The sequence below is a fragment of the Mycobacterium sp. 236(2023) genome, from assembly GCF_029623955.1.
In the GTDB taxonomy this organism is placed as follows: domain Bacteria; phylum Actinomycetota; class Actinomycetes; order Mycobacteriales; family Mycobacteriaceae; genus Mycobacterium.
Map to the genome: position 1 here is coordinate 86,413 of NZ_JARSBP010000010.1, position 17,694 is coordinate 104,106.

At 66.4% G+C, this 17,694-nt stretch carries 21 protein-coding genes and 1 tRNA gene; 9 read left to right on the forward strand and 13 right to left on the reverse strand.

Features of this window, described 5'->3' with window-relative positions; translation table 11 throughout:
* The first annotated feature begins 9 nt into the window (after window positions 1-9).
* Both P9A17_RS29665 and P9A17_RS29670 read left to right on the forward strand, forming a co-directional pair.
* A complete protein-coding gene (locus P9A17_RS29665; RefSeq protein ID WP_278042360.1) occupies window positions 10-1,149 on the forward strand; it encodes an FAD-dependent monooxygenase in 1,140 nt (379 codons plus the stop codon).
* Window positions 1,149-1,832 carry an alpha/beta fold hydrolase gene (locus P9A17_RS29670; protein WP_278042361.1) on the forward strand — a complete coding sequence of 228 codons (684 nt, stop codon included), beginning with the start codon at window positions 1,149-1,151 and terminating at the stop codon, window positions 1,830-1,832. Before P9A17_RS29665 ends, P9A17_RS29670 begins: the two co-directional genes overlap by 1 nt.
* Here P9A17_RS29670 and P9A17_RS29675 read toward each other — a convergent pair.
* Window positions 1,823-2,260 carry a hypothetical protein gene (locus P9A17_RS29675; RefSeq protein ID WP_278042362.1) on the reverse strand — a complete coding sequence of 146 codons (438 nt, stop codon included), beginning with the start codon at window positions 2,258-2,260 and terminating at the stop codon, window positions 1,823-1,825. The genes P9A17_RS29670 and P9A17_RS29675 overlap by 10 nt on opposite strands.
* Window positions 2,260-2,637, reverse strand: coding sequence for a hypothetical protein (locus P9A17_RS29680; protein ID WP_278042363.1), 378 nt, complete (start codon window positions 2,635-2,637; stop codon window positions 2,260-2,262). The genes P9A17_RS29675 and P9A17_RS29680 overlap by 1 nt, the downstream gene beginning before the upstream one ends.
* Window positions 2,638-2,767: 130 nt before the next feature.
* Between P9A17_RS29680 and P9A17_RS29685 the strand changes: the two genes are divergently transcribed.
* The 4 genes from P9A17_RS29685 (at window position 2,768) to P9A17_RS29700 (ending at window position 5,640) form a co-directional block, all read left to right on the forward strand.
* Window positions 2,768-3,202 (forward strand): OB-fold domain-containing protein, encoded by a 435-nt coding sequence (locus tag P9A17_RS29685; RefSeq protein ID WP_278042364.1) that lies wholly within the window; start codon window positions 2,768-2,770, stop codon window positions 3,200-3,202.
* Complete coding sequence (locus tag P9A17_RS29690; RefSeq protein WP_278042365.1) at window positions 3,199-4,398, forward strand: lipid-transfer protein; 1,200 nt, start codon at window positions 3,199-3,201, stop codon at window positions 4,396-4,398. Before P9A17_RS29685 ends, P9A17_RS29690 begins: the two co-directional genes overlap by 4 nt.
* 100 nt (window positions 4,399-4,498) lie before the next feature.
* The gene (locus tag P9A17_RS29695) at window positions 4,499-4,726 is read left to right on the forward strand and encodes a DUF167 domain-containing protein (RefSeq protein ID WP_278042366.1); all 228 of its coding nucleotides are present in this window, start codon (window positions 4,499-4,501) and stop codon (window positions 4,724-4,726) included.
* A 71-nt stretch (window positions 4,727-4,797) separates the two neighbouring features.
* Window positions 4,798-5,640, forward strand: a complete 843-nt coding sequence (locus tag P9A17_RS29700; protein ID WP_278042367.1) for an SMP-30/gluconolactonase/LRE family protein — start codon at window positions 4,798-4,800, stop codon at window positions 5,638-5,640.
* A gap of 89 nt (window positions 5,641-5,729) precedes the next feature.
* On the opposite strand, the gene P9A17_RS29705 is transcribed toward P9A17_RS29700, so the two are convergent.
* From P9A17_RS29705 to P9A17_RS29730, 6 genes are all read right to left on the reverse strand, one after another.
* Window positions 5,730-6,476 (reverse strand): ABC transporter ATP-binding protein, encoded by a 747-nt coding sequence (locus tag P9A17_RS29705; RefSeq protein ID WP_278042368.1) that lies wholly within the window; start codon window positions 6,474-6,476, stop codon window positions 5,730-5,732.
* Window positions 6,463-7,329 (reverse strand): ABC transporter ATP-binding protein, encoded by an 867-nt coding sequence (locus P9A17_RS29710; RefSeq protein ID WP_278042369.1) that lies wholly within the window; start codon window positions 7,327-7,329, stop codon window positions 6,463-6,465. Before P9A17_RS29710 ends, P9A17_RS29705 begins: the two co-directional genes overlap by 14 nt.
* A complete protein-coding gene (locus P9A17_RS29715) occupies window positions 7,326-8,483 on the reverse strand; it encodes a branched-chain amino acid ABC transporter permease (protein WP_278042370.1) in 1,158 nt (385 codons plus the stop codon). Before P9A17_RS29715 ends, P9A17_RS29710 begins: the two co-directional genes overlap by 4 nt.
* On the reverse strand, window positions 8,480-9,490 hold the full coding sequence (locus P9A17_RS29720) for a branched-chain amino acid ABC transporter permease (RefSeq protein WP_278042372.1): 1,011 nt from the start codon (window positions 9,488-9,490) through the stop codon (window positions 8,480-8,482). Before P9A17_RS29720 ends, P9A17_RS29715 begins: the two co-directional genes overlap by 4 nt.
* Window positions 9,491-9,584: 94 nt before the next feature.
* Window positions 9,585-10,796: a branched-chain amino acid ABC transporter substrate-binding protein gene (locus P9A17_RS29725; RefSeq protein WP_278042487.1), complete on the reverse strand. Its 1,212-nt coding sequence runs from the start codon at window positions 10,794-10,796 to the stop codon at window positions 9,585-9,587.
* 213 nt (window positions 10,797-11,009) lie between these two features.
* On the reverse strand, window positions 11,010-11,660 hold the full coding sequence (locus tag P9A17_RS29730; RefSeq protein ID WP_278042373.1) for an ANTAR domain-containing response regulator: 651 nt from the start codon (window positions 11,658-11,660) through the stop codon (window positions 11,010-11,012).
* 70 nt (window positions 11,661-11,730) lie between these two features.
* Between P9A17_RS29730 and P9A17_RS29735 the strand changes: the two genes are divergently transcribed.
* A tRNA-Leu gene (locus P9A17_RS29735) sits at window positions 11,731-11,807 on the forward strand.
* A gap of 84 nt (window positions 11,808-11,891) precedes the next feature.
* Window positions 11,892-12,041: a hypothetical protein gene (locus P9A17_RS29740; RefSeq protein WP_278042374.1), complete on the forward strand. Its 150-nt coding sequence runs from the start codon at window positions 11,892-11,894 to the stop codon at window positions 12,039-12,041.
* A gap of 4 nt (window positions 12,042-12,045) precedes the next feature.
* On the opposite strand, the gene P9A17_RS29745 is transcribed toward P9A17_RS29740, so the two are convergent.
* From P9A17_RS29745 to P9A17_RS29755, 3 genes are read right to left on the reverse strand one after another with little or no spacing between them, the layout of a single operon-like run.
* A complete protein-coding gene (locus P9A17_RS29745) occupies window positions 12,046-12,576 on the reverse strand; it encodes a hypothetical protein (RefSeq protein WP_278042375.1) in 531 nt (176 codons plus the stop codon).
* On the reverse strand, window positions 12,573-13,145 hold the full coding sequence (locus P9A17_RS29750; protein WP_278042376.1) for a hypothetical protein: 573 nt from the start codon (window positions 13,143-13,145) through the stop codon (window positions 12,573-12,575). Before P9A17_RS29750 ends, P9A17_RS29745 begins: the two co-directional genes overlap by 4 nt.
* A 53-nt stretch (window positions 13,146-13,198) precedes the next feature.
* Complete coding sequence (locus tag P9A17_RS29755; protein WP_278042377.1) at window positions 13,199-13,996, reverse strand: nitrilase-related carbon-nitrogen hydrolase; 798 nt, start codon at window positions 13,994-13,996, stop codon at window positions 13,199-13,201.
* A gap of 105 nt (window positions 13,997-14,101) precedes the next feature.
* Here P9A17_RS29755 and P9A17_RS29760 point away from each other — a divergent pair, with 105 nt between their 5' ends.
* Entirely contained in the window at window positions 14,102-15,310 is a 1,209-nt protein-coding gene (locus P9A17_RS29760) for an adenylate/guanylate cyclase domain-containing protein (protein ID WP_278042488.1), read from the forward strand.
* On the opposite strand, the gene P9A17_RS29765 is transcribed toward P9A17_RS29760, so the two are convergent.
* Window positions 15,285-15,788 (reverse strand): DNA starvation/stationary phase protection protein, encoded by a 504-nt coding sequence (locus P9A17_RS29765; RefSeq protein WP_278042378.1) that lies wholly within the window; start codon window positions 15,786-15,788, stop codon window positions 15,285-15,287. The two genes, P9A17_RS29760 and P9A17_RS29765, sit on opposite strands and share 26 nt — an antisense overlap.
* Before the next feature lie 42 nt (window positions 15,789-15,830).
* A complete protein-coding gene (locus P9A17_RS29770) occupies window positions 15,831-17,657 on the reverse strand; it encodes a DUF2339 domain-containing protein (RefSeq protein WP_278042379.1) in 1,827 nt (608 codons plus the stop codon).
* Between the last annotated feature and the right edge of the window lie 37 nt (window positions 17,658-17,694).

Sequence of the window (17,694 nt, forward strand, 5' to 3'; positions counted from 1 at the left end):
GTGGGAGTCATGACAACAACACCGACTGTGATGATCGCCGGTGCCGGAATCGGTGGACTCACCGCCGCGCTGGCGCTCCATCAACGCGGCATCGAGGTGACTGTCCTCGATAAGGCGACGACCCTCAAGCCGCTCGGGGTGGGCATCAACCTGCTGCCGCACGCGGTTCGCGAGCTCGACAGCCTCGGATTCGGCCGGCAACTGGAGTCGATATCGGTTGCCCCGAAAGCGATTTCGTACTACGACAGTCGCGGCGAGCACCTGTTTCGCGAGCCACGAGGAATCGCAGGGGGGTATTCGCATCCCCAACGTTCGGTGCACCGCGGCTGCCTGCACGCGATGCTCGTCGAGGCGGTGACCGAGCGGCTCGGCCCCTCCGCCCTCCGCGCCGGCGCCGGCCTGACCCGGTTCACGCCGTCCGGCGACGGCGTCACCGCCCATACCGCCGACGGTGACCACCACGCCGACATCCTTGTCGGCGCCGACGGCGTCAATTCCGTCGTCCGGGCCCAACTTCACCCCGGACCCGACCCGCTGCTGTGGTCCGGCGTGCGAATGTATCGCGGCGCCGCGCGCATGCAGCCGTTCCTGGACGGCCTGACGATGGCCATCGTCCAGGGCGGAAACGGCGTCGACCTCGTCACGTACCCGATCGGCGGCGGTCTGGTGAACTGGGTTCTTCAGGTCGACGACGGCGCACCCGGGCCGCTCCCCGGCGACGTCGGGTGGAACGAAGCGGCCGATCCCGGCCTGGTCGCGTCCTACGTCGCAGACTGGGATCTCGACTGGCTCGACGCAGCCAGACTCCCCCACCTCAGTGACGCCGTGTTCGAGTACCCGATGGTCGACCGCGACGTCCTGCCGCGCTGGGGCAACGACGCCGTGACGCTGCTCGGCGACGCCGCCCACCCGATGTACCCGGTCGGCGCCAACGGTGCGTCCCAGGCCATCGTCGACGCCCGGGTCCTGGCCGACGAACTGCACCGCGACCCACGCCACGGACTGCGCTCCTACGAGGCGCAGCGTCGGCCCGAAACCGCCGAGGTCATCGCCGCGAACCGGAAGTTGCACGCCGCAGGCACGAAGAGTCCCGACGACATCGCCCGCGTCACCGCCACCTACCGCACCGACACAGCAAGGAGCAGCTGATGAGCACCTATGTCTTGATCCCCGGAATGTGCCACGGCGCATGGTGTTTCGACGACCTCGCCACCTCACTGCGCGCCGCCGGGCACCACGTCCTGGCGATCACGCTGACCGGCGTGGCCGAGCGGTCACACCTGATGCCCGGCGCAGTGAACCTCGACACCCATATCGCCGACGTCCTCGCAGCCATCGACAACGACGACAAGGCGGGTGACGACCTGATCCTCGTCGGGCACAGTTACGGCGGCGCGGTGATCACCGGCGTCGCCGACCGGATTGCCGACCGCGTCGACTCACTGATCTTCCTCGACGCCGTGGTTCTGCGCGACGGCGAAGCGTGCTGGGACGTCGTCAACGACGAGGAACGCGCCTGGTACGTCAAGGTCGATGAGACCGGATTTGGTGTCCCACCGATGCCGTTCTTCGATTCGCGGGCCACTGCGCATCCGCTCGCGACAGTGCTGCAACCGCTGCGCCTCACCGGTGACCTGAACCGGTTCCGCCGGCGCGTCTTCGTCTACGCCTTGGACTGGCCGGGAAAGTCGCCCCTTCAGGCGTCGTATGACCGCGTCCGCGACGATCCGGGCTGGATCTGTCACGAACTCGACGGCAAGCACAACCTGATGCGGGACAACCCCGAGGACCTGCTGCGGATCCTGTTGGACGCGGCGGATTCTCACACTTGAGACGTGCGGATCCAGTCGATCGCCATGTCGTGGGGATTCTGCGGGTCGACGTACACTGCGAGTGCCGCGCCCGGCTGCACCCGTGCGAGGTGCATGTGGGCGACGACTTCGTCAAAAACCGCTCCGTAGGAGGGTGTTCCGTCATCGCGGCGCACCTGCGCCTGGATGCGCACGACGGGCGACATGTTCATGTACGAGCCGACGGTCCAGACGCCCTCGACGGTTACGGTGCCCGGCAGACCTGCACCGTTCGTCAGCTGGGAGTGCCGCATCATCTTCAGGCCGATCTCGGAGGCGTCCGCGGCCTCGTGGATCCGGTTGGGGATGTCGCCGATCTGGCCGAAGAACGAGGACGGACGTCCCTGCGACTCCAGGTATTGCTTGTTGGCGCCATATATCCGCGCCCAGTCCTTGAACGGGTTCGGCATCAGTAGCCCAACAGCTTGCGGAACTGCTGGCCGACCGCCATCGACTGGCCCATCCGCTGCACCCAGCCTTCGAGGGCTGCCTTGGCGTCGGTCGGATTCCAGCCGCGCTCCTGGGCGAGGGTGATCATGCCTGCCTCGGTGTTGATTCCGCGTGCCTGCGCGTCGCGGGCGAGGTCGGCGTAGTCCTGCAGCGAGATGCCGTTGATCGGCTCCCAAATCGGGTCGTCGGTGGCAACCGAGCGGGTCGAGGGCCCGCCGAACGCCGCCGGATCGATCAGCCCGGCGCCCCGCACGTGCACGGCTCCCGGCTGCTGCGGCTGGTTAAACGCCTGCTGCGTCTGCTGTGCGGCTTCTTTGGCTTTCTTGAGGAATCCCATTGTTGTCTCCTTGGTCGTTGGCCTGGGTGGCTTCGACCAAGTCCACACCTGGGTGCCTGCTACCGATCCCAACTACGGGAAAACTGGAACACGTTTCAGAATTCGGCCATGGACTCGGTACGCTGACCGCGTGTCAGCTTCTGTGCAACCAGCGATTGACGGGTGGTTCGCCACTGATGGGTCGGGTGATCCGTACCTGATCGGCGGCAAATGCCACCAGTGCGGGACCTACGTCTTCCCGCCGCGGGCCAACAACTGCCCCAACCCCGGCTGCGACGGCGACGACCTCGCGCAGGTGCCGCTGTCGCGTCGCGGCACGCTCTGGAGCTACACCGAGAACCGCTACGCTCCCCCGCCGCCCTATCCGTCACCGGACCCGTTCGAGCCGTTCGCGGTCGCCGCGGTCGAGCTGGCCGACGAGGGCCTGATCGTGCTCGGCAAGGTCGTCGAGGGCACCCTGGCCGCCGACCTCAAGGTCGGCATGGAGATGGAACTGGCCACCATGCCGCTCTACGTCGATGACGACGGCGTTGAGCGCATCGTCTACGCCTGGAGAATCGCATGAGCCCTGAGCCCGTCTACATCCTCGGTGCCGGCATGCACCCGTGGGGCAAGTGGGGACGCGACTTCACCGAGTACGGCGTCGTCGCCGCCCGTGCCGCGCTGGCCGAGGCAGGCCTCGACTGGCGCCAGGTCCAGCTCGTCGCCGGCGCCGACACCATCCGCAACGGCTACCCCGGCTTCGTCGCCGGCGCCACGTTCGCGCAGAAGCTCGGCTGGAACGGCGTGCCCGTCACCTCCTCGTACGCGGCGTGTGCCAGCGGCTCGCAGGCGCTGCAGAGTGCCCGCGCCCAGATCCTGGCCGGACTGTGCGACGTCGCGCTCGTCATCGGCGCCGACACCACACCCAAGGGCTTCTTCGCACCGGTCGGCGGCGAACGCAAGAACGACCCCGACTGGCAGCGCTTCCACCTGATCGGCGCCACCAACACCGTCTACTTCGCGATGCTGGCGCGTCGCCGCATGGACCTCTACGGGGCGACGCTCGAAGACTTCGCGAATGTGAAGGTCAAAAACGCCCGCCATGGCTTGGACAACCCGTACGCGCGTTACCGCAAGGAAGCCTCCGTCGAAGACGTGCTCGCCAGCCCGGTCGTCTCCGATCCGCTGCGCCTGCTCGACATCTGCGCCACCTCCGACGGTGCGGCCGCGCTGATCGTCGCGTCGAAGTCGTTCGCCGAGAAGCACCTCGGCTCCGTCGAGGGTGTCCCGTCGGTGCGGGCCATCAGCCTGCAGTCGCCGCAGTACCCGCAGCACCTGCCCGAGCTTCCCGACATCGCCACCGATTCCACGGCCGTCGTGAACGCGCCCACGCGGGTCTTCAAGGATCAGATCCTCGATGCCGCCTACGCCGAAGCGGGCATCGGCCCCGAGGACCTGTCGTTGGCGGAGGTCTACGACCTGTCAACGGCGTTGGAGCTCGACTGGTACGAGCATCTGGGGTTGTGCGCCAAGGGCGAAGCCGAGCAGCTGCTGCGCAGTGGCGCCACAACCATCGGCGGCCGGATCCCGGTCAACGCCTCCGGTGGGCTCGCGTCCTTCGGTGAGGCCATCCCGGCCCAGGCGATCGCCCAGGTGTGTGAGTTGACCTGGCAGCTCAAGGGTCAGGCGACCGGTCGTCAGGTCGAAGGCGCCACCGTCGGCGTCACCGCCAACCAAGGCCTGTTCGGCCACGGCTCTTCGGTCGTCGTCGCCCGCTGAGTCAGTAGTTCCGGGACTTGCACCGCGAGCGCGCGTGTCTGCACAGCGGCGCGCCGCGGAAACTGGCATTTTGCGCGCGCTCGTGGAGTTCAATAGAGCTGTGGCTGAACTTGTTTCGGTTCGCGTGAAGCCAGGGAGCCTTAAGGGCCCGCTGGTGCAAACCGGCGACGACGGCTCGTTGACGATCTACGTTCGCGAGCCCGCCGTCGACGGCAAGGCCACAGCGGCCGTCATCCGCATTCTCGCCGAACATCTCGGCGTGCCGCGAAGTCACGTCGAGCTGATCTCCGGCGCGACATCGCGAGTGAAACGCTTCCGCATTGCATAGTGCGCCGTCGCGCTGAGGCGAGTTCGGTCGATACTCCGCATAATCCGCGTCTGCGGCGAACACTGACGGTTGTGACGACAGTCCAGGGCGTGCCGGCGGAGCGCTTCGTCGACGGATTCATCTACGGCGAGGGCCCGAGGTGGCACGGCGGGCGACTGTGGTTCACCGACGGCCTCGCAGGCAAGGTCTACTCAGTCGGCGAAACCGGCGACGTCACAACCGAAGCCGAGATTCCGCACCCCTCAGGTCTAGGGTGGCTACCCGACGGAACACTCGTGGTGTCCGCGCTCTTCGAGTCGAAGGTGCACTGGGTCAAGGCCGACGGCGCCGTCGAGACCGTCGACCTCAGCGACGACGGCTTCACCACGAACGACCTCGTCGTCGGGTACGGCCGGGCCTATGTCGATCTCTATCACCTCGGCGAGTCCGGTTTGACCGGCGACGTTGTCCTCGTGGAGGCCGGTGGCAGTCATCGCGTCGTCGCAGCCGGACTTGCCGTGCCGAACGGGCTCGGGTTCGTCGACGATGGCGCCACCCTTCTCGTCAACGAGATGAACGGATCCCGCATCCTCGCATTTCCCGTCGAGGCGGACGGAAGTTTGGGCGTACCTGATGTTTTCGCCGAGCTTTCGACCGAACGCCACCCCGACGGCCTGTGTGTCGACGCCGAAGGGGCGGTCTGGATCGGCAGCTATGACAGTGGCGAGTTTCTCCGGGTTGTCCGCGGCGGCACGGTGACCCACCGCGTGCCGATCGAGGACGGTTGGGCGGTGGCACCGGCGCTCGGCGGGGCTGATGGACGGACCCTTTTCATGGTGGTCGACCACACCACGCTGGAGGATCTGCCGAATGGCGAGTCCACGTGCGAGGTCTTGCGGGCGCGGGTCGATGTGCCCGGTGCGGGCTCGCCGTGAGCGCTCGGCGCCACCGAGCGCGCGCGAAATGCCAGCATTGAGCGGCGATTCGGCGTACAGACACGCGCGCTCGCGGTGCAAAGGGACCGTCAGGCCACGCCGAGATAGGCGGCACGAATACTGTCGTCTGCCAACAGCTCTCGGGCGTTCCCGGTTCGGGTGACCTCACCGGTCTCCAGGATGTAGGCGCGGTCCGAGCGGCTCAGCGCCTGCTGAGCGTTCTGCTCGACAAGCAGCACCGTAGTGCCGCTCTTGTTGATCTCGGCGATGATCTTGAAGATCTGCGAGATCACCATCGGGGCCAGACCCATGGACGGCTCGTCGAGCAGAAGCACTTTGGGTCGAGCCATCAGCGAGCGCCCGATGGCGAGCATCTGCTGCTCGCCGCCGGAGAGGGTGCCGCCGACCTGGCTCCGACGCTCGGCCAGTCGCGGAAACGTCTCCAGCACCCAGTCGAGCCGCTCCGCGTGCTCCGACTTGGATTCGAACTTCCGCCCGTAACAACCCATTTCGAGGTTCTCGATGATCGTCATCCCGGGGAAGACGCCGCGTCCCTCCGGCGCCTGGATGAGGCCCTGGGTGACGCGCTTGTGCGCCTTGACGCGGCTGATGTCGTTGCCGTCGAACCACACCGAGCCCGACGTGAGCGGAAGCAGGCCCGAGATCGCCCGCATCATCGTGGTCTTTCCCGCGCCGTTAGAGCCGAGCAGCGTGACGAGCTCGCCCTCGTGCACGGTCAGCGAGACGGAGTGCAGCGCCTTGATGCGGCCGTAGTGCACGACGACGTCGCGCACCTCGAGCAGCACGGGGCGGGAATCGGCTTCAGCTGACGTCATCGTCTGGCACCCCCAGGTAGGCGGCGATGACCTTCGGGTCTTCGCGGATTTCGGCGGGCAGGCCGTCGGCGATCTTGCGACCGAACTCGAGCACGACGATCCGGTCGGTCACGCCCATCACCAGTCGCATGTCGTGCTCGATGAGCAGCACGGTGTAGCCGTCGTCGCGGATCTTCTGGATGAGCTCGATCAACGCCGACTTCTCGCTCGGGTTGAAGCCAGCGGCGGGTTCGTCGAGGCACAGCAGCTTCGGCTCGGTCGCCAGCGCGCGGGCGATCTCGAGCCTGCGCTGATCGCCGTAGGGCAGGTTCTTGGCCTTCTCCTCGCCGCGATGCGCGATGCCCACGAAGTGCAGGAGTGCAGCCGATCGCTCGATCGCCGACTTCTCCTCGCGACGATGCCGCGGCGAGCGGAACAGCGCCCCCGGCACCGAGGTGTGGTGCCGGGCGTCCGTGCCGACCATCACGTTCTCCAACGCGGTCATCTCACCGAACAGCCGGATGTTCTGGAAGGTGCGGGCGATCCCGAGGCGGGTGATCTGGTGGCGCTTGATGCGCCCGATCGGTGCGCCGTCGAACGTGACGACGCCCGACGTGGGTCGGTAGACACCCGTGATCGCGTTGAAGCACGTGGTCTTTCCCGCGCCGTTGGGCCCGATCAGGCCGAGGATCTCCCCGCGACGGATGTTGAACGTCACGGCGTCCAGCGCCGTCAGGCCGCCGAACTTCATCGTCAGATCGGTGGTCTGCAGCAGGACTTCGCCCTCGTCGGCGTGGATCTCGCGGTGCACACTCGCGATCTCGGCCACGTTGTCCTCAAAGTCGTCAACGACTTCGTTCTCCGGCGCGGTCATTTCGCGGGCTCCGTGTCCGTGGGCTTGGCGCGCAACAATTCCCGTGCCGCCCTGCCGTAGGTGAGCAGCTGCTGGCGAACGGGGAACAGTCCCTGCGGGCGGAAGATCATCAACACCACGAGGGCGATGCCGAAGAACAGATACTTCAGATTGCCCATGTCGATGCCGAGGAAGTGCACTCCGAGAAGACGATTCGGCAGGTACACGATGATGAAGGCGCCCAGGATGACACCCAGTTTGTTGCCCTGCCCGCCGAGCACCACGGCGCACAGGAACAGCATCGAGTTGATGATGTTGAACGTCGGTGGCGCCACATACTGCACCTGCCCGGCGTAGAGGGCCCCGGACAGGCCGCCGATGGCCGCACCGATCGTGAAGGCCCACAGCTTGAACTTGAACGTGTTGACGCCCATGACTTCTGCGGCGTCCTCGTCCTCGCGGACGGCGATCCAGGCGCGTCCGACGCGGCTGCGTTCGAGGTTCCCGACGAACAGCAGGATCACGATGATCAGGATCAGCCCGAGCCAGAACCACCACGTGCCGTAGTTGGCGTCACCGCTCGAATTCGACACCGAGAACACCCCTTCGGGGTGCTGGTCGTTCTCCAGGAAGTGCGGGAACGCGACCTCGTTGAGGCCGCGTGGACCGTTGGTGATGTCGGCGAGGTTGTCGGCGAGCAGCCGGATGATCTCGCCGAATCCCAGCGTGACGATGGCCAGGTAGTCGCCGCGCAGCCGCAGTGTCGGGAATCCGAGGATCAGTCCGGTCAGTGCCGTGAACGCCATGGCCAGCGGGACGCAGGACAGCCACGCCCACGGCGTGCTGAAGAACCCGTCGGGGCTCATCTGGTTCCACGGGCTTTCCGGGCTGGTGAGCAGCGCGACGGTGTAGGCGCCGACGGCGTAGAAACCGACGTAGCCGAGGTCGAGCAGACCTGCCTGCCCGACAACGACATTGAGGCCGATCGCGATGATCGCGATCATCGCGAACTGCGCCATCGTGCCGCCGAAGCTGATGCCCGGGGTATCGATGAAGCCGGGCGTGAACAACGGTGACAACGCGACCCCGCTGAACACGACGATCCCGAAAATCCATTTCTGTGGCCGGCTCAGCCCGTCCCACCAGGACATCACTTTGTTCCATGTGGTGCTCATGCGCGCGCCTTCCCGAGGCTCTCGCCGAGGATGCCTGTCGGCCTGATCAACAGCACCAGCACCAACAGGGCGAACGCGACCACGTCACGCCATTGGGTACCGAATACGGCCTGGCCGTAGTTCTCCATCACTCCCAACAGCAACCCACCCAGGAGCGCGCCGCGCAAGTTACCGATTCCACCGAGCACCGCCGCCGAGAATGCCTTGATTCCCAACAGGAATCCACCCGAGTAGATGATTCCCTGCGGCACCTTCAGGGTGTAGAGCAGCGCAGCAGCGCCTGCCAGGAGCCCGCCTATCAGGAACGTCGTCATGATGATGCGTTCCCGCGACACCCCCATCAGGGTGGCCGTCGTCGGATCCTGCGCGACGGCGCGGATGCCGCGACCGAACTTGGTGCGGTTGATCGCGAGATCGGTCAGCACGGCCAGGACCAGCGCCGAAGCGACGATGACGATGGTGATGTTCGAGATGGCGACGCCGAAGAATTCGAACTGCGTCTTCGGCTGAACCAGGACGATGGGCTGCTGTGCGTTCGGGCCGCCGTAGCCGGGGATCAGCTTCGGCAGGATGAACAGCACGAACTGCTGCAGCACGAACGACATGCCGATCGCGGTGATCAGGAATGTCAGTGACCGCGCATTGCGTTTGCGCAGCGGGCGGTAGGCGATGAACTCCAAACCGACTGCCGCGCCGCCCGATACGAGCATCGCGAACAGCATCGCGATGCCCAGATACAGGATTGTCAGCGCGACACCCTTGTTGTAGGCGTTGCCGCTGGGGGTGAATCCCAGGATCATGTCGAGCGCGAAGTAGGCGCCGAACATGCCGAGCATGAAGATCTCGGAGTGCGCGAAGTTGATCAACCGCAGCACGCCGAACACGAGGGTGTAGCCGACCGCGACCAGGGCGTAGATCGCTCCCCAGGACAGGCCGTCGATAGTCAACTGCCAGAAACTGTCGACCAGCGCTCCGACGTTGAAGTTGATATTTGCGGCCAGGTTCATCCGGCGGGGAACTCCTCAGGGACGTCGATCAGGTGGACACTGAAGCGAAAACGCGTCCGAGCCAAGCACTCTCGGACGCGTTTCGCATCAGTTGTTACTGGACGTCGTAGATCCAGATGAGGGTGGTGGTCAGCTCACCCTCCGGGGTCCACTGGTACTTGCGGGCGATGCCCTGTCCGTCGTAGTTGCGGACGAAGTCCAGCAGCGCCGGCCGGGTGATGGCACCCGAGTCGATGCCCTTGAGCAGGATCGTGCCGAGGTCGTAGCCCTCGGCGCTGTAGGTGCCTGCCTCCTGGCCGAACTTCGTTTCGTACTCCTCGGCGAAGGTGCCGGTGGCCGGGCCGCAGGGGCACGCCAGGACGGCGCCCTTCGACGACTCACCGGCCTGCTTAACGAACTCGGGGTCCTTGGTGCCGTCGGCGCTGGCGAAGATGCCTTCGTACCCGCCGTCGCGCAGCTGCTGCACCAGCGGTGCCGCCTCGGCGTAGTAGCCGCCGAAGAACACCGAATCCGGGGCCGCACCCTTGATCTGCGTGACCGCCGCCGAGAAGTCCTTGTCGCCCTTCTTCACGGAGATGTTGCACGCCGAGTCGGCGACGGGGCCGAGGGTGTCGCGGACGGCCTGCGAGAGGCCGAGGCCGTAGTCGGTGGAGTCGTCGACGACGCACACCTTCTTGTGGCCCAGGGTGTTCTTCAGGTAGTTGGCGACCGACGGACCCTGCACGCCGTCGTTGGCCAGGCCGCGGAAGAAGGTCTTCCAACCGTTCTCCGACAGCGTGACGTTGGTGGCTGACGCCGTGGTGGCGACGAGACCGGCCTGGTCGAAGACGCCGCCGGTGGCCTTGGTCTCGCCGGAGAAGGCGGGGCCGACGAGGCCGATCGTGTACTGGTCGTCGACGATCTGCGGGGCGATGGCGGTGGCCTTCTGCGGGTCACCCTCGGTGTCGAACGGCTTGAGCTGCACCTGGCAGCCGGGGTTGGCTTCGTTGTGCTTGTCGATCGCGAGCTGGACGCCGTTTTTGATGTTGATGCCGAGCGCCGCGTCGGGGCCGTTGAGTGCGCCGGCCATGGCGATGGACACCGGCGGGCAGGTGGCCTTGCCGTCGCCGGCAGGATCTGCGGGTGCGGCACCCGTCTCCGCGGCGACCTCGGCGCCGGCCTCGTCGATCTGCACCTTCTCGACGATGCTCAGATTCGATTGCGCTGCCTCTTCCTCGGGCGCGCCCTGATTACAGCCGGCAACAGCCAGCGCAATCAGACCGGCGCCCCCGAGAGCAAATGCCTTGCGTGCCATACCACCGCGCACGTCCCACCTCCGGTTCAGTGTTTTGCTCGGCATCGCCGGGTGTCCGTCGGGGAACCGATGGCGACCTGGTCGGCGATGCTTCGCCGACGACCTTAACCAACGCGGTGCCCTGTCGCGTGATGTTGGAAAACGCGTGGCGCGGATAAACCAGGTGAACCGGTCAAACGTCGGGGGCGGAAACGCAGACTTAACGGGCAGCGCTCGGCGAAAGCGTTATTTCTGCGCGTCTTCGGGCGTGTCGGCGGGTGGGTCCAAGGTCTCGAGGACCACCTCGGCAACCCGCTTCATCGTGGTGCGACGGTCCATGGCCGCACGCTGGATCCACTTGAACGCCTCGGGCTCCGACATGTTCTGCTTCGATTGCAGCAAACCCTTGGCGCGCTCGACGAGCTTGCGGGTCTCCAAGCGGTCCGTCAGCCCGGCAACTTCTTTCTCCAGCTCGGCGATCTCGCTGAACCGGCTGACGGCCACCTCGATCGCGGGGATCAGGTCGGTGATGCTGAACGGCTTGACCAGGTAGGCCATCGCGCCGGCGTCGCGCGCCTTTTCGACGAGTTCGCGCTGGCTGAACGCGGTGAGGATGACGATGGGCGCGATGCGCTTGCTGGCGATTTCGGCGGCGGCGTCGATGCCGTCGCGCCGCGGCATCTTGACGTCCATGATGACGAGATCGGGGCGCAGTGACTCTGCGAGATCGACCGCCTCCTGGCCGTCGCCGGCCTCGCCGACGATCTCGTAGCCCTCCTCGCGCAGCATCTCAGCCAGATCCATCCGGATGAGTGCCTCGTCCTCGGCGATGAGGACGCGATGTGGCGTGGCGGCGGCGTCTGACGGCGACGCGGGAGCGGTAGACCCGGAAGACATGGAAGACATTGTGAAGCCCGCAGGCGATATGAGCGAGCGCGGGGCCATCCTCTATGGTGATAGGCCGCGAGCCCTCGTATCCCAATTGGCAGAGGAAACGGATTCAAAACCCGTCCAGTGTGAGTTCGAGTCTCACCGAGGGCACCATCAAACTCACGCAAACCACAGTTTCTCCTCAGCTACCGCGCGTCCCCCGGAGCTACCGTCTCCACCAGGGAGGAGAACGAGACGGTGAAATATCAGCTCAAAGTGGTGCTTTTCGCGGCGGCGCTCATGGTGGTGGTATCGGGCGCCATTCTGGGGTCCTGGCTGTATCTGGAATATGAGCATCTGAAGGAACAGAACCAACTCGAGGCAAGCATCACCGACTGCGGGCCTTGAGCGTTCACAGCGGATCGAACGTGGCGACGAGCCAGGACTTTCCGACCTTTTCGAGCCCCATCCGCACCGAACTGGTGGTGTTCGTCGGCTCTTCTGTGCCGATCGTGACGCTCTGATCGATGAATGCGATCAACGTGGCTGTGTCCGTGTCCAAAGATTCCACGGCGATCGCAGGCACCTGCGCCTCGGACCGGATCTGCTTCGCGGTTGCGCCGGGGATGACCACTTGGTTGATCAGCTTGGTGAAGCGGTCTTTGAACGCTCCCGTGGTCAGCTCCTCGCCGGCCGCCGTGAGCTCGCGCTGCGCACTCTGCGGTGTGTAGCTGAGGAGTCGTACGGCGGCCTCGCGGCCGAACTTCTGGACCTCGTTGCGCCGTTGCGCGGAATCGGCGGCGGGCGGAGGCGTCGCCGCCGGCCCGGAAAGTCCGGCAGCCGCCGGCGTCGGTGCCGCATCCAGTTGCCGAACACCAAGCGCCAGGACGACGACCGACGCGAGGGTCAGTGCGACAGTCAGGATCCACCACACGGCCTTCATGGCACGTACTCCACGCTGTCGGCCCGGTAGCCGTCGGCACCGTGTGCGACTCCGATACGCATGCGCCAGAATCGCGGTGCCGCGGGAGGGCCATCACCGTTGGCGGTTTCCACGCTGACCGCGACCAGCACGTCGGCATGGTCGTCGCGAATGCGCTCGAGGCCGGCTCCGGTGACGGTGCCCGTCGATACGGACCGGATGTCACGGGTGAGATCTATGAATCCCGGTGCAGTCTCGGCGAAGTCGCGATGGAACTGCCCGGTCGACGTGTCCAGGATGCGCTGGACGTCGGCGTCGATCGTTCGATGGTCGTAGGACGCCAGGCTCTCGGCGAACTCCTTGCCCGCATCGACATACGGCTGCCAGTCAGGTGCGGAAGGGGGCGGCGCGGGATCGTTGGTCGGCGTCGGAGCTGCGGCGTGTGACCCAGCCGGGCGCAGATAGGCCCACGCGGTGAACACGCCGGCGCCGACGAAAACGACCGCAGCAACGACGAACGCCAAGAGCGCGAACGACTTTGGGGAAGGTGACGTCGGTCCGCCCGCGGGCCCACTGGTTGGATACAGCATGGGTTTCGACGTTACCGCGCGCCGTCCCACCCCATGGTCACCAATTCGAAGCCTCAGTACAGATCGAGCCGACGATCGGCCAGCAGGTCGACGTGCTCGGAGATCTTCTTGTTGCGACTGAGCGCCAGGTCGACATCGGCCACCGCCATTCCGACGCCCGGCCCCACCGATGCGACCACCCAGCCGTCCTGATCGACGATCGCCGAGCCGGCCGTCCACGCCTGCCCGCGCTCCATCCCGGCCCGGTCGCACGCCGCGACCGCCACCCTGTTGAGCCGCGCCGTCGACATCGCCGTGATCACCTCGCCCGGCCGCTCCCCCTCCGGCCGCGGGAACAGGGGCCAGTTCACCGGTGCCACGATCAGCTCCGCACCACCGATCACGACCTGCCGTGTGAGCTCACCGAATTCCAGGTCGTAACAGACCATTACCGCGATCTTGCCGTGGCGCGTGTCGAGCACCGGTGGACGCTCACATCCCGGCGTGAAGATCAGCTTCTCCCGATCCCACAGATGCGTCTTGCGGTAGACGGCGACGACGCCGCCGGAGTCGACGACGGCGGCGCTGTTGTAGATCACCCCGTCGTCACCGAGCTCGCAGAACCCGAAGGCCGCCAGCGAATCTCCAACTGCTGCAGCCCATTGCGCAAATCGCGGATCCGCGGGCGACACTGCCGCCGCCCGAGCCTCGTCGCTGCCGGAGAACATGTAGCCGGATGTCGCGAGTTCCGGCAGCACCACCACGTCCGCTCCCGCTGCCACCGCGTCCCTGATCGCCCCGGCGATGAGTTCGGCATTTGCATCAAGATCGCCGAGCACAGGGTCGAGCTGGCAGCACGCGATACGGGTCATTCCAGCAGGTTAGTTGCCGTCTCGGCGATAGGCTCGGGCGTGCTCAACGTAAGGCCCGCCTGCGTACCCGAGGTCACCCCGGGTGGCCAGGCCTGGTCGCCGAGCCTGCACCGCGACGACCGGGTGGGACGGCGCCTCCGTGTCCTGATGATCGCCAGTTGGATCGCGGCAGCCGTGTCGGCAGCGTTCGGCGTCTTTCAGCTGACGCTCGGTGGCGACCTCTGGTGGCTGGGGGCCGTCAACGTGATGTGCGGCCTGGTGTTCCTGTCGATCCCTCGCCTGTGCCCGCTCGGTGAACTCGTCGCACCGCTGACGTTCGTGACGTTCGCCTATGTGTCGGTGACGTTCATCTGCTACACCATCGGCACGGGATCGGGCCTGCAGTTCTACTTCATCGTGGCGTCGTCACTGGCCGTCCTCGTGCTCGGCATCGAGCGCATCGCCCTGGCGTCGGCGGTCGCCGCCGTCGGCGTCGTGATCACCATCGTCCTCGAAGTGACGGTGCCCGAGGACCGCGGGCTCGGACCGGCGTGGACGCTGACCGCCGGATTCTTCAGCGCCGTCATCTCGTCGGCGGTCATGCTCGTTGCGACGATCTGGTACACGCTGCGTGAAATCGACCGCGCCGAAGAGGCGATGGAGGCGGAGTACGAACGCTCTGAACGCCTGCTGTCGAACATCCTTCCCGCAACGATCGCCGATCGACTCAAGGAGCCGACGCGCACGATCATCGCCGACAAGTACGACGACGCATCCATTCTGTTCGCCGACATCGCCGGCTACACCAAACGTGCCAGCGACACCCCTCCCGCCGAACTCGTCCAGTTCCTGGATCGCCTCTACACCGACCTCGACGCGCTCGTCGATCGCCACGAGTTGGAGAAGGTGAAGACGAGCGGCGACTCCTACATGGTCGTCAGCGGCGTCCCGAATCCCCGCGCCGACCACACCGAGGCGCTGGCCCGTTTAGCGCTCGACATGGCCGACGCGGTCGCCGACCTGAAAGATCCACAGGGACGCGATGTTCCGCTGCGAATCGGGATGGCCACCGGGCCCGTGGTCGCCGGCGTCGTCGGTGCGAAGAAGTTCTTCTACGACGTCTGGGGCGACGCCGTCAACGTCGCGTCACGGATGGAGACGACGGACGTCGAGGGTCGAATCCAGGTGCCCGACAGCGTGTATCAGCGTCTGCGGCACGCGTTCGAGTTCGAGGAACGCGGCTTGGTCGACGTGAAAGGCAAAGGCCCGATGCACACCTGGTATCTGGTCGGCCAGCGGGCCGATGCGACTACACCTTCCGGTTCTCCGACTTGAGCAGCCACGCCAGCTTCTCCAGTCCATCGATGAGCTGGTGCAGGATGTCGGCGGTGCTCGGATCTTCCGCGTCGACGGGGTCGTGCACGGTCCGCAGGGTGTCGACGACGGCGTAGATCCGCGTCGTGATCAGGTCGACCACCTCGCCGGTGCTGCGCTCGTAGGCCGGGAATTCCGGGAGCGATGTCGTCGCGGCGACAGTGTCCGAACGGCCGTCCGGGACGGCGTCGAGGGCTCGCATCCGCTCGGCGACGGTGTCGCTGGCCTCGCGGGCGAAGTCGACGACCTCGTCGAGTTGCAGGTGCAGGTCGCGGAAGTTCGTCCCGACGACGTTCCAGTGCGCCTGCTTGCCCTGAAGGTGCAGTTCGATGAGGTCGACGAGAACGCGCTGCAGTGCCGCACTCAGTTCGGCGGACGCGACCGCCCAGGTGACTTCTGCTTCGGTCCGACGTGTGTTCGTTGTGGTTCCCATGCTCATGACAACGCCTCCTAATCTGGAATGAGTCCAGAATAGCTCAGATTATTCGGTGGGGGTTGTCACAGCCTGCTTGTCCTGCTTTTCCAGCAGCCGGGCGTAACCGGCGCCCATACCGAGCAGGATCAACCCGACGACGATGAACACCACGACCCGGAAGATCCCGTCGAGCGTTCCGAGGTCGAACAGGAAAAGCTTGGCCATCGCTGCGGCGACAAGCCCCAGACCGCCACCGATCGGCACCGAGCGGTCGTCGCGCGGCAGCCGCGCGGCGTAGGCGAACAGTCCGGCGGCCACCGCGATCCAGATGATGGTCGCAGCCATGTGGCCGGCGTAGAAACCGCCCTCATCCCCGGAGATCAGCATTCCGGCCGTCACCGTGAACGACGTCACGGCGTAGACGAACACGGCGGTGGCTCCGACCCACAGCACACTTTCGGTGCGGTCCCACGCCCACACGATCGCCACCGCGGCCGCGGCCAGCAGCACACTGGACACCAGTGTGGAAACGCCTGTGGCCGTGCTGATTCGGGTGGCTTCCAACAGCGCACCCGGGGGCGAGTAGCTCAGGTGCGCTGCGGCACCCACCAAGGCGAACCCGATACCCGCGCAACGGGCAACCACATCGTGACGGCCCGCCAGCGACACCACCACCGCCATCGCCAACAGCACCGGGCCGGCGATCTTGCCGTCGAAGGCGACGGTGACGGCGATCAGCGCGGACACCGCCGCCATCGCCGACAACACTTGTCGCACAACACCAGGGACGCCTGGAAGGCGGTCCCCGATGAACACGATCGCCAACAGCGCGGCAGCCAGGGCTGCGGCCATCAGCGACGCGACGACGCGATCGACGGCCAGGTTCACACACAACACCGGCAGCACGCCCACCGCGGTCAGTACCGCCATCGCGGCCCGATTCCTGGTGTTGGGCAACAGGATCAGCGCCGCCGCCAGAGCCACCACCGCGGCGATGCCGCAGGCACCCACCAGCCACAGGTCGTGACGCGAGTCGAAGTACCGGGCGGCCAAAGCCACGAGCAGCGGCAGCACCGATGCTGCGATGCGCGCGGCGTGCAGCCAGATCCAGTCCTTGCCCAGCTGCACGGGCAGCGACACCACGGCCAGCGCCAGCATGAAACCGACCAGCAGCAGCGAGATCCCGTCGGCGACGATCGGCGCCAACACGATGAGTGGCACGAGCACCAGCAGCCCGAGGTGCTGGGAGTCCCAGCGGCGCGCCAGCGTCAGGCCCGCGCCCGCGATCACCGCGGCGACGATCAATCCGACCGGCGCAGACACCCACTCATAGATGGTGGTGAGCGCGATGACGTCCATGTACGCGGCCGCAATGCCGGTGGCGACCAGGGCGATCGCTCCGACGCGTCCACCGGGACGCCGGTTGAGCCACCAGCCGGCGCCCACCAACGCGCCGGCCAGCACAGCACCGGCCGCGACCCGGAACTCCGGCCGCAGGATGCCCGCCTGGGCGGCCAGCACCAGCAGCAGAACGACACCGATCAGCGTGACGGCGACACCTGCGACGGCCAGCAGCTTGCCGATCCAGCCTTCCGAGCGCTCTTTGCGCGGCTTGGGCGCCGGTGCGTTCGGCCACGGCTGGAACGCCACCGCCGGCGGTTGCGGCTGCGGCGGGTAGTGCTGCGGCCAGTACGGCATCACCGGGGGCCGCACCGGCTGCGGGACGGGCACCGGAGCGGGGTGCGCGACCGGCGCGGGAGCCGCAGCCGGCGGGCGTTCCGCCAAAATCCGGTCGAGCTCGGTGAGGTCCGTCGAGACCCTGGCCAACTGCTGCGAGATCGCGGCGAAGTCCGCGGAGAGCCGGGTGATGACGGCAGTGTGCGGTTCGGTCATGCAAGCATCGTCGCAGCAAAATCACCGAAAATGACTG